The organism is Ralstonia sp. A12 (assembly GCF_000801955.1).
Taxonomy (GTDB): domain Bacteria; phylum Pseudomonadota; class Gammaproteobacteria; order Burkholderiales; family Burkholderiaceae; genus Ralstonia.
Map to the genome: position 1 here is coordinate 1 of NZ_JSZO01000046.1, position 11,005 is coordinate 11,005.

An 11,005-nucleotide genomic window follows, 5' to 3' on the forward strand; every position below is an offset into this window, starting at 1 on the left:
GGGGGGATATGATCCGATGGAAATCTGGAGGGTTAGAGCCCTCCTCGTATCTAGAGCGGTACGACCAATGCGGAAAGTTCTGCCTTGATAATGGGATGTTTGGCGACCTGAGGTAAAGACCGGGGCCAAATTTCACCGAAGCCGAGTGCGGTTCAATACGACTGTGTCTGCTATTAGCCGAGGCGCCAGATGAGCCCAAAGAAGGAACAGTACGTGGCGATGGCCGCTTTACTGCTGGCAATGGGGGCGTGTGGTCTTCTCGGCTACGTTACGCAGTCTCGATTCTTTATCCTGCCGGCGCTCGCCGCCGGGGTCGCCTATGCAGTTTGGAACCTTACGTTCGCATGCCGCAAATGCGGTACGCCGTATCTCTACGAGTTCAAGGGGATTTTTGTCGTCCCAACGGGCTTCCCCAAGCAATGCAGGAAATGCGGGTGGCCGACCAATCAGAGATACCAGAGATACGATGGCGAGCATTAGAAGTTGATTGGCGCATGAAATAACATCGAGCATTCATGGCTTTGCGAATCTTGTCGCGACGTGGCAACACCCCACTTCAAGAGGCATCTAGCGAGGATAGTGTTTTGCTACCCTCCACGCCCATGAAATCAGAGATTACGATAATACAAAGCGGACTGAGCCAGCTTAATCATGAATACAAGCGGCATTTCTCCATCGAAATGCCCTTGCTGCACATAGCACTCTTTACTACGGTGATGGCGTTTGCCGGTTGTGCTCCCCTGCATTCCGACCTGCTCCACAAGGATCGGCCCCTGATGGCGCCGCAAAGCAACAGCGGCATGGTGATCGCCTCCCTTGGATATCGCAACGGCCAGGGTGCCATCAATCGCTATCTCCCCACTACCAGCCTTGAGGTCACGGTTCCGTCCGTGTCCGATCCCGATGCCAAACCGCTTCTCGTCACCACCACTGCGTATATGCGGTACTACGGCGCATGGGGAGATCAAGAAGTGGTACGCGCATCCGCCAACGGCAAGCGCGTACTGGTTGGTTATTCGATTCCTGCCGGACATTACCGGCTGGGTGAAACCACCGCCCGGCTGTTTGGCACCGCAGAATGGCGCGTGACCGTCCGTGCAAGTGCAGCTCAACAATTCACCGTCGAACCCGGTGAGATTGTCTATATCGGTTCGCACGAACTCGACTCGTCGACCGGTAACAACTGGCTAGGCCTGCCGGTTCCGGCAAAGGCGGTAGTCAGGGTGCTGGACGAGTTCGAAGAAGACAAGGCCCTCCTTTATCGAGTGCGTCCCGAACTCAAGTCGGCGCCAATACGAGACGCCTTCGTGGACGGGAGCAAGATTGGCACACCGATGATGGCGAACTTGCCGTCAACGAACTCACCGGGCTCGTCGCGCCCGGAGGACGTGTTCGACCGTGCGGTCAGCGCGAGGGCGGCCGCCAGTGCGCTGATCAAGCCGCAAAATCAGGCCACCACGCAGCAGGCATTGCCAGGATCGGCAGGACCGACTTCGGCACCAACTGCTGGCACCGTCAATATGGATGGCCTGCGCGGACTGCTGCCGGCGAAATAGCGACGAAGGTCCTAGCGGGCTCGCCAGTTGAGTCGACGCCCTCTCAGTGACCCGGTAAAGCGCTTGAGGTCGGCCAGTTCCTTACCACAATCCCACGTTAGCGGTTTGTACCGCTCCCTTGGCAGTATTCCAGCATGCTGGATCAGTGACGGTGTTCCACAACGCCGCTCCAATAACAATAATCCGGAGGTTTTTCTTGTCTCATTCCATCCAGCCGGCACCAGTCCGGTCCTCTCGCGCGCTTGGCCATTCCTTCCTCGCGGCAACCCTCCTCCTCGGCCTCGCTGCATGCGGTGGCGGCGGAGAGGGAGCGGGAGGCGGCAGCGAAACGCTCACAGTCAGTCTTGCCTATACGGGTAACGCTCTGCTGCTGCGACCGTCGGCCATCACCCCCGCGATTACTGGCCTTGCCGGGCACGCGCCGAACTGCACGCTGGTTTCGGGCTCCATCCCGGCTGGCATGACATTAAACAGCGACTGTTCAATCACGGGCACGCCGCTTGTGGGGGGCAGCTTCCCTATCGTGGTACGGCTCGGCGCCTCCGGTGTGTCGAATACGCTGGACTGGAGCGGCGCAGTCCTGGTCCTCGGGCCGTCTGTGGCCTATACGGTGCCGTCCACCATGATGGTGGGCACGAGCTACGACGTTCCGACGCTCAACAACTTCTGGACTGCCGGTCCTGGCGACGCGGTGACTTACTCCATTGCGTCCGGCAGCTTGCCCGACGGCCTGTCGATCAACACGACGACGGGCCGCATCAGCGGCACCGCCACGACCGAAGGCACGTACACGTTCAAGATCGCGGCGCAGGTTGTGAACGGTGGCCGCACCGCGACCATGACCTCGCAGTTTCCTCTGCTGGCGGTGGTCAACCAGCCCCTCATCACCTATAGCCAGGCGCAGGCGTTCGCAGGACTGCCGTTCGTGTCGACGCCCACGATGCCGGTGGGCAACGCGACATATGCTTTCAGCGCGGCGTCGGCGTTGCCGGCGGGCCTATCCATCGATACCAGCACCGGCGTAATCTCCGGTCGGCCGTCGGCCATCTCGGCGAACTCCACCTATCGGATCAACCTCACCGGTACCACATCGACAGGAACGTTCACGAACTTCAGCAACTTCAGCATGAGCGTTGCGTCGCCCGTGTACGTGCATTACCCGAGCACGATTGGTCACGTCGGCGTTCCACTCTCGTCGCCGCCCAGCTATATCAACAACAGCAGCGATCCGTTGACCGGCATCAGCTTCAGCTACGCGCTGCATCCGGGTGACATGCTGCCGCCCGGCTTATCGCTCGACTCGGTCACCGGTGCGATCACAGGCACGCCGACCACCCACAGCAATGTGAACGCGACGGTGGACGTGACAGTTTCGCTGTACGGGACCAGCTTCGTTGTGCAGGCAATCCCCATTGTGGGGATCCAGTAAGCGGAAAGCGGGCCCGCACGGACAGTGCGGGCCCTTCGCGAGCGAGCGGCCCTCTCCGTCGAGACATGCTGATCACAAACTGCGCGTGCGTGCCGTCGTTTGAAGGTGGCTGGCGGTACGGTATGAGAAAAGCCTAGCCAAATAGGGCGGAGGCTACTGTGACAAGCACGGTCACCACTACGGTGAATGCCTTGGTTGCCACGTTTGTGCGGGCTTCTATGTGCGGTAGGTACGGCGAAGAGGTGACATATGAATACGTCTGATGCTCAAGTCCTACTAGATGCGGAGGAGGAGATTAACTCCGGCGAAACTCGCAGGGCGTTGGAGATGCTGCGGCCTCTGCTTGAGGAGGGACATCCTGCAGCATTGTTTTTGTTCGTCCACTTCAGCGTCGCTGGCACCGAAACGGACGCTGAGTTTGACGCTCGCAGGCTTGGGATCCTCAAGCGGTTGACCGTTTGGGAGTTCGTGGAGAGGCCGCTTCGGGTCGGGAGCTGCCGTTCGAGAACGGGGCCGCATTCGGCTGCGGCCATAGGGAGGCTTCATGAGGCGGATTCTGGCGCTAGCCGTCGGCATCACTCGTGATGTGTCTTCGGTCCGCCTCTTGGACTGCAGTCATCTTCCCAGACTTCCGAAGCGCGTTTCACGTACGTACCGGCAAGCAGGTCGTAATCACTACAGTGCCCGTGCTGAGTAACTCTGGCCCCGTTCTTGCCGAGCGCGACTGTGAGCTTGCACTCATCGGTTTTGTGGAGCAGGACTCCTTTCTTGGGCTTTGCTTCGAAGCTTGCGTCGTCGAAACGCATGTTGGAGCAGTCGTTCTCGACGTTCGGACAGTATCCGCCGAATAGACTCACCTTCAACGTCCCCTCGGCTCCCTGTTGAATGCACATCTCCCCCCATTGCCGCGCTATGCCGGGTGGGTCCGACCGTTTATAAAAACCCTCTTGAGCTAGCACCGGAGAGGATGCAAGGAGGAGCAGGAGAACGGTTCGCATGCCGATGACTGTATGACAGTTGATATCAGTGAGAGGACATAGGGCCCGGGTTCGAGCGAAGACCTATGCAGCAGTCAGAATCGCAACATAGGACCGGCAAAGCGTACAGTTCCTAATGCACTCGGTGAAGGGTTTTGTCTCTTTCCGGCCAGAAGCAATCATCGAATGGCGGCGCTACGAGCGAGTTGATTTCGCAGTTGACCGCAATGCGCAACGTCCTCACTTCGGCAGCGGCCAATGGGGACGTTCATATGCTGAATTTTTGAGCAAGCCAGCGAACAGTTTAGGAGGGGGAAGGACGGATGCGGCCAACATATAAGCGCTACACGCTACTTCTTGACGAAGTCTCGGAGCTCCACCACGCGTATCGGCCACGCCAAGGCATGTTCACCGTATTCAACCTCCGCAGTGGCAATCTGACCCTCCAAGGTCTGGCACTTCGCGGCAGGCTGGACGTCCGAGCTGGCATGCGCGTCACAGCGGTATTAAGTGTCCCTGACCAATGGGCAACCCTCATGGCGTGGCGTTTTGAAGACAGCGGAAAAGAGATCTGGATGCGAAATATCTCGCCAACGATCGCCGTGACCTGGCTTATCACCGCGATGCTGATCAGTGTGTTGACAGGGATAGCGATAGTTCTTGCCGCCTTGGACAGCATGCAGCCCGCTTTTGGGATCGGACTTGGCAGCCTCTGCCTCGCTCTATTCATCGGGAAGGCGTTCTCGGATTGGCGAAGCGCAAGAACAATTGCCGTTTTGCTTAGAGCCGTTCCGGACGCCTCCCCCTCGCTCTCATGATAGGTGCTGAGCTAGCAGGGTTTTCTGCTGGGTGAAAGTCATCTGTGGGAATCGTTGATCCGAGCCACCACAGGTGTTGCCAGCCGCGCCAAGCACCTCGATGGCGCGATCTGATAGCACATTGGCGCGTCTCGCCAGTGCGTGGCGCGATCCGCAGTCCTACGATGCCCCTCATCGAAGCCCCACCCGAATGAGGACGTCATGGCCAAGCGATCCAACACCGCCCTGATCACCGGCGCATCCAGCGGCATCGGCCGCGAGCTTGCAAAGATCCATGCAAAGAAGAAAGGCGACCTCGTGCTGGTCGCACGCTCACGCGACAAGCTCGACGCGCTGAAGCAGGAACTGGAGGCGCAGTACGGCATCTCTGCAACCGTCATCGCACTGGATCTGGCAGCGCCCGGCGCCGCGCAACGCGTCTTTGAGCAGACGCAGGCGCTGGGCATCACGATCGACGTGTTGATCAACAACGCCGGCTTTGGCGGCCACGGACTGTTTCACGAGCAGAACCTGGCGGACCTTCAGGCGATGATGCAGGTCAACATGGCAACGCTCACTGACCTGACGCACCTGTATCTCGATGGCATGCTGCAACGCAGTTACGGCCGCATCCTCAACGTATCGTCGACGGCGTCGTTCATGCCCGGTCCGCTGCAGGCGGTGTACTACGCGACCAAGGCCTACGTAACGTCATTCACCCAGGCCATTGCGGAAGAGGTGGCCGCCTATCACGTCACGGCGACTGCGCTGTGCCCGGGGGCTGTGGCCACCGGGTTCGTGGCGGCCGGCAACCTTGAGGGCGTGGATGTCTGGAAGCAGGCGAAGTCTGCGCAGTCGGTGGCAGAATGCGGCTACAACGCCATGGAGCGCGGCGACCTTGTCGCGTTCAATGAGGGCAAGCTGAAGTTCTTGCTGAACTGGGTTGTGCCACTGCTGCCGCGCAAGACCACGCTCAAGATTTCACGCCAGGCAATGGAGAAGGCTTAACCACCGGGTTGCATCCGGCAATACGCCATGAAACGCGCCAACCGATTCGTGATCGGCAGTAACTGGAGGTTGTTGCTGAGCGACATGCAGATCAACCCTGCTGCGGTGCTGGCCCATGCGGGGCTGCCTGCGGATCTGTTCCATCGTGGCGACATCGCCCTGGCCCCACCTGACTACTTTCGGCTGTGGCGCGGCATTGAGCTGGCCGCGGGCGATCGAGAAGTGCCGCTGCTGCTTGTTGAGCATTTCAAGGCCGAGACCTTTGATGCCCCCCTCTTCGCCAGCCTGTGCAGCCCCAGCTTCAATGTGGCTGCCAAACGGCTGAGCCGCTACAAGCCTTTGATTGGCCCGATGTTGCTGGACGTGGATCAAAGCGTGAAATCGACACGCTTGACCTTAAACCTGTATGGCGCAGAAGACCCACTCCCCCGCTCGCTCTGTCTTGCCGAACTGGTGTTCCTCTGCCAGTTGATCCGGGTGGGTACGCGCGAGCGCATCGTCCCGCAAGCCGCATGCCTGCCTGAGCTACCGCACGACGTTGCACCTTATGAAGCGTACTTTGGCTGCCCGTTGCGCCGGGCCGACCAAGCCGAGATCCGATTCACAGCGGCCGATGCAGCCAGACCGTTCCTGACCTCGAATGCCACCATGTGGGACTTCTTCGAGAGCAAGCTGAACCAGAAGCTGGCCGACATGGACGCTCGCGCCAGCACAGCGGAGCGAGTGCGGGCGGTGCTTCTGGAGGCGCTACCCAGCGGCGAGGCGAGCATCGAAGCGGTTGCGGATCGGCTGGCCATGAGCAAGCGCACGTTGCAGCGCAAACTGACCGCCGAGGCCGCAAGCTTCCAGAGCATCCTGACCTCGACCCGGACCGAGCTGGCCGACCACTACCTGAAGCAGTCGGCGCTGTCGCTGGCGGAGATTTCCTTTCTGCTGGGCTTTCAGGAACCCAATTCGTTCATCCGCGCGTACCAGGGCTGGAAAGGAATGTCGCCAGGCTCCTTTCGGATGCAGGTGCATTGAGTGGAGACGATGCTACTGGCCATGCTAGTCCAGCGATTGATCGAATGAACCCAACGCATCGAGCGTGGACGATGCGTTCAACCGGCTCGCAAATAGTCGGTTGGTGGCAGGTACTCCATCCGTCTGTTCCCGGCCATCAGGAGACATTTGAAGCGGCATGATGCCCGTGCGCACACGTCTGTCGAGCATAGATCGCTGCCACGAAGGCAGACAAGAATCCGCTCAGCTCGGACTGTCGCTCGGGCGACTTCAGTATGGTTTTGATTTCGTGTGGCGTTTTGCCAATCAGTGGGATGCGCAAAAATACGTCGTTGAGAAATCCATCGCTGACAGTGGACAGCACTAGCCGGAGCGATCCAAGCATGTCATCACCGCGATGAGATGCGTGCGCCAGCGCAACAGGCTTTCCGATAACTTCGAATCGCGACACCATCCAATCGATTGCGTTCTTGAGTCCACCGGGGATGGCGCGAACGTACTCGGGGCTGGCAATAACGATCCCCTCGCATCCAGACACGAGCGCTAGGAATTCCAGCACTTCGACCGGTGTCTGTTGTCCTTCCAAATCGGGAGAGAAGACCGGCAAAGTGTCGAGGCGGTGGAATACCGATAGCTCCACTCCCGCAGGGGCGACGTCTTTCAATGCCAACAGCAGCGCTGTGTTGACGGAATCGCGACGGGCACTGCCGGAGATAGATAAGAGCTTCATTTGCGTTCCCTAGCGAGACATCCTGCCCGCGTTCCTGGCCGATTGGGTGCGGCGACGTTGGCCCGCAATCATAGTCCACGACAGGGGCAGATTGACTTCCAACGACCCACCGCATCGAAACTGTGCTTGACTGCTTCGGCTGTCATGGGGCCGCTGCCAAACTGCTCAAGCAGCTCGGCTGGAATCGCTGGCAGATCAGCCGGCTTGGTCTTCGGTTTGCGAGGCATAAACCCCTCCTTGAGGGCATGTTATGCCTTGAACACGAAATTACTGACAGGCCCCTGCGTCGTTCATGCCCGGCCCACTGCAAGCGGTGTCCCGGCGCCAACCTTGCAACGCAGAACCCCAGACCCCAAACGCCAAGTAAAAAAGAGTCACACGCCGAGCTCTGAACTCGAAACGCCGAGCAAAAAGACTCACGCGTCGAGCTCTGAACTCGGAACGCCGAGCAGAAAGACTCACACGCCGAGCTCCGAGCTCGGAAGGTCGAGAAAAATGACCCACGCGCCGAGCGAAAACGCCGGAGCGTAGAAAGAAAAGCTCAAGCTCACCGAGCTTTTATCTCGGCGTGTCAAGCAAATAGACGCAAGCGCCGAGCTTTGAGCTCGGAACACCGAGAAAAAAGACTCACACGTCGAGCTTCGAACTCCAAGCGCCGAGAAAAAAGACCCACGTATCGACCTTCGAACTCGACGCACCAAGAAAAATGACGCACGCATGGAGCTCCGGACTCCATGCACCGAGAAAAAAGCGCCGAAGACCGAGCTTCGATCACCAAACTCCGAACACCATTCTCCGCATAGGAATTTTCGGATTCTTGGGTCCCAACGCCCGTTTCACCTTGCGGACGGGTATTCCAACCGCCAATCTCATGCGGTTGTGCCCCCCGGCATGACATTGCCAATCCATCCATAAGGAATGCAATGCCACAGAATTTGATTTCGATTCAGTTCGCAGCGGCTGATCTGACCGCCATCGACGGCGCGCTGAAAACCCTGGAAGACCGGCTGACTGCCCTGATCGACCTATCACCCGAACAGCGCAGGAGGGCCGTGAAGATGGGCGGCAAATCCGAAGCGTTCGCTCGCACGGCCGTGGAAGTGCTTGGCAACAATCCCAACGTGCTACCGGTCAACTTCAGCTTGCCCGAAGTTCGCCGCGATCTGGCAGCCTTTGACGCGCTGCGCCCGAGGTTTTCCCGCTTGGAGAAACTCTACGAACGGATGTCCGACTCGCAACTGGCATTGGGCAGCGACTTGATGAGCGCTGCGCTGGATGGGTACGCCTTCCTCAAGCGTGCGGGCAAGGGCGAAGGGCTGGACATGGCGCGCAAGTCGCTGTCGGTGCGGTTCAGTCGGAATGGGGTGAGGAAGAAGGAGGGAGACGCGGCGGCAGGATGAGTTGATTGGCCGGTGTTGTAAATGAAGAAAGAAAGCCGCCTTCTGAGCGGCTTTTTTTTTTGGCACTAATGGTGGACCGCTATCGGCCCAAAACGACCTTGCGGCAGCCTAAGAAGTTGATGCGTAATCACCCCTTATAAGGCAGGCCCCTGTAGCGAAGGCACGAAGCCTAAAAAACGTCATATTGTTTCTCGACCGTATTCAGGCAGGTCCGTTGCTCATTAGACTCAGGACCCGCCTATTACTGCGCAAGCTACGCGAGGGGACCGATGGATAGCCGTATCAGCGTGTACGTAGCATGAGTAATCAGATTCTGCTGCTTGATGAGGACCAAGCAGGTGCAGAACTTATATCCTCCGCCGTACGGATTGAAGGGATGCGCATGCAGCGGGTCAACTGCCCAGCGCGAGCGCTTGCAATCCAGTCTGCGATGCCCCCGGACGTTCTGTTGATAGGATGGGCGGGTGCCACCGAGCCGTTGCTCGACCTGCTCCGGAGCTTCAGGACGAATGCTGCCGCTCAAAGCCTACCCATCGTTGTGTTGTCGGTTCATTGCGATCCGGCCACGAAGATCGCAGCATTAGATGCGGGGGCTGACGACTATCTGGTCAAACCTTGTCATACCGGCGAATTGGTGGCCCGCATTCGAGTGCTGTTGCGGAGAACGGCCCGATCGAATGAGCATCTGTCCAAGATCGGGGGGCTCGTGATCGATCACCACAATCAGAATGTGATGGTCCAGGCCGGCAGGGAGTCCCGAGCGCTTCCGCTTAGTCCACAGGAGTTTCGGCTGCTCCATTTCTTGGTAGAACATCCGGAGTGTGTGCACACGCGTGAGCAATTGCTGCGTCGTGTTTGGGGAGGGCACATCATTGTTGGAATACGTACGGTGGACGTGCATGTGCGCAAGTTGCGGATGGTGTTGGCGGGAACATCGGCTGATGGTCTGATCCAGACTGTGCGCGGCAGAGGCTATCGTCTCGTAACGCAGCCTTGATATATTGAGCAGATGGCCGCGTAAGCAAAAAGGTCCACGTCGGTGACAGCCGCAATCGGCGAGAATGAGGGACCCAGAATGATCGGAGATAGCGAATGCCAGCGTTGCGAGGCCCGGATGACGAAACGTGGAAGAGCATGAGTCCACTAGCACGTAAGGTGTATTGGGTAGTGACGATCCTCGCCTTCGGAATTGTTCTCGCGGCGTGGCTGACATAGTCTCAAGAAAACTGGCACCTCTCGGCACCGGCCCTTGCACTACACAATGCATATCCGACCAGCGATATCCACTTTGGGTGGATCGGAACCCTGTTCGGATCTACTGCAGGTTTGACTGCGACGATCTCGAGCTACCTAACGGAGGAGAAGGTAGATGCTCGAGGTGGCGTCATATTCAAGGCCCGAATCACCAATCAAGTTCTTCATCAACTACGCCTTGGTCGGCCTTTTCTTTGTGGCGTTCATCTTCATGAGCATTCTCGGCAGCTTCGGGCGGATGGGAACATAGCCCCCCATCCATCAACCCGCCGACATGCTCATTACGGGTGCTTCTTCCCCGCTCCTGCTCATTGGGAAATCTAACAATGCTCACAGCAAGTGACCTTGCCGAGATCATCGGAACTCAAATCACAGAGATCAAGATCAACCCTGGGTCGGTAGCGCTAGAGTTCGGCGGTACCGGGCGCACAGGTGGATGGATATTGATCCAATGCGATTTCCTGTTGATCAACGCGGACGAAGGAATCAACGGGGACGCGGGGTGCCCCGAGTCCAGCACTTGCCTTCAACGCAGCGTGAAGCGAACTGTCGCAGATGCCAACTTTGACGAACACAGAGTGTTGACGCTGACGTTCGAAGCAGGCTCGATGCTTAAGATCATCCCCAAGCGAGATGGCTTCGAGTCGTACGTTCTACACACGTCACAAGGGATCGTTCCCATCATCGCAGTTTGAGTATGCGGATGATGAAGTCGACGCGAGTGTTTGCTTTCAGTTGTTCAGCAACGGTTGCTCACCTCGAACATCTGCTTTGGCTCATACGCCGCTGAACACTAGGTCACATTCGCGCGTCCGTCGTTGTTCGTTGCCGTTGGATTTGCCCCCGTATCCC

Annotated in this window: 9 protein-coding genes; 8 read left to right on the forward strand and 1 reads right to left on the reverse strand. The window is 58.4% G+C overall.

The window, feature by feature from the left end:
- Positions 1–189 precede the first annotated feature (189 nt).
- The 6 genes from PI87_RS27670 (at position 190) to PI87_RS27705 (ending at position 6,790) form a co-directional block, all read left to right on the forward strand.
- Positions 190–480, forward strand: coding sequence for a hypothetical protein (locus tag PI87_RS27670; protein WP_039600961.1), 291 nt, complete (start codon positions 190–192; stop codon positions 478–480).
- A gap of 122 nt (positions 481–602) precedes the next feature.
- Complete coding sequence (locus PI87_RS27675; protein ID WP_157003275.1) at positions 603–1,556, forward strand: hypothetical protein; 954 nt, start codon at positions 603–605, stop codon at positions 1,554–1,556.
- A gap of 196 nt (positions 1,557–1,752) precedes the next feature.
- Complete coding sequence (locus tag PI87_RS27680; RefSeq protein ID WP_157003277.1) at positions 1,753–2,985, forward strand: putative Ig domain-containing protein; 1,233 nt, start codon at positions 1,753–1,755, stop codon at positions 2,983–2,985.
- Between the two features lie 1,381 nt (positions 2,986–4,366).
- Positions 4,367–4,780 carry a hypothetical protein gene (locus PI87_RS27695; RefSeq protein ID WP_157003278.1) on the forward strand — a complete coding sequence of 138 codons (414 nt, stop codon included), beginning with the start codon at positions 4,367–4,369 and terminating at the stop codon, positions 4,778–4,780.
- Between the two features lie 201 nt (positions 4,781–4,981).
- The gene (locus PI87_RS27700; protein ID WP_039600967.1) at positions 4,982–5,767 is read left to right on the forward strand and encodes an SDR family NAD(P)-dependent oxidoreductase; all 786 of its coding nucleotides are present in this window, start codon (positions 4,982–4,984) and stop codon (positions 5,765–5,767) included.
- Positions 5,768–5,794: 27 nt separating this feature from the next.
- A complete protein-coding gene (locus tag PI87_RS27705; protein ID WP_039600968.1) occupies positions 5,795–6,790 on the forward strand; it encodes an AraC family transcriptional regulator in 996 nt (331 codons plus the stop codon).
- A 136-nt stretch (positions 6,791–6,926) separates the two neighbouring features.
- On the opposite strand, the gene PI87_RS27710 is transcribed toward PI87_RS27705, so the two are convergent.
- Positions 6,927–7,499: an NADPH-dependent FMN reductase gene (locus PI87_RS27710; protein ID WP_052321810.1), complete on the reverse strand. Its 573-nt coding sequence runs from the start codon at positions 7,497–7,499 to the stop codon at positions 6,927–6,929.
- A gap of 923 nt (positions 7,500–8,422) precedes the next feature.
- Here PI87_RS27710 and PI87_RS27715 point away from each other — a divergent pair.
- Both PI87_RS27715 and PI87_RS27720 read left to right on the forward strand, forming a co-directional pair.
- Complete coding sequence (locus tag PI87_RS27715; RefSeq protein WP_039600969.1) at positions 8,423–8,899, forward strand: hypothetical protein; 477 nt, start codon at positions 8,423–8,425, stop codon at positions 8,897–8,899.
- Between the two features lie 298 nt (positions 8,900–9,197).
- On the forward strand, positions 9,198–9,896 hold the full coding sequence (locus tag PI87_RS27720) for a winged helix-turn-helix domain-containing protein (protein ID WP_039600970.1): 699 nt from the start codon (positions 9,198–9,200) through the stop codon (positions 9,894–9,896).
- Positions 9,897–11,005 lie beyond the last annotated feature (1,109 nt).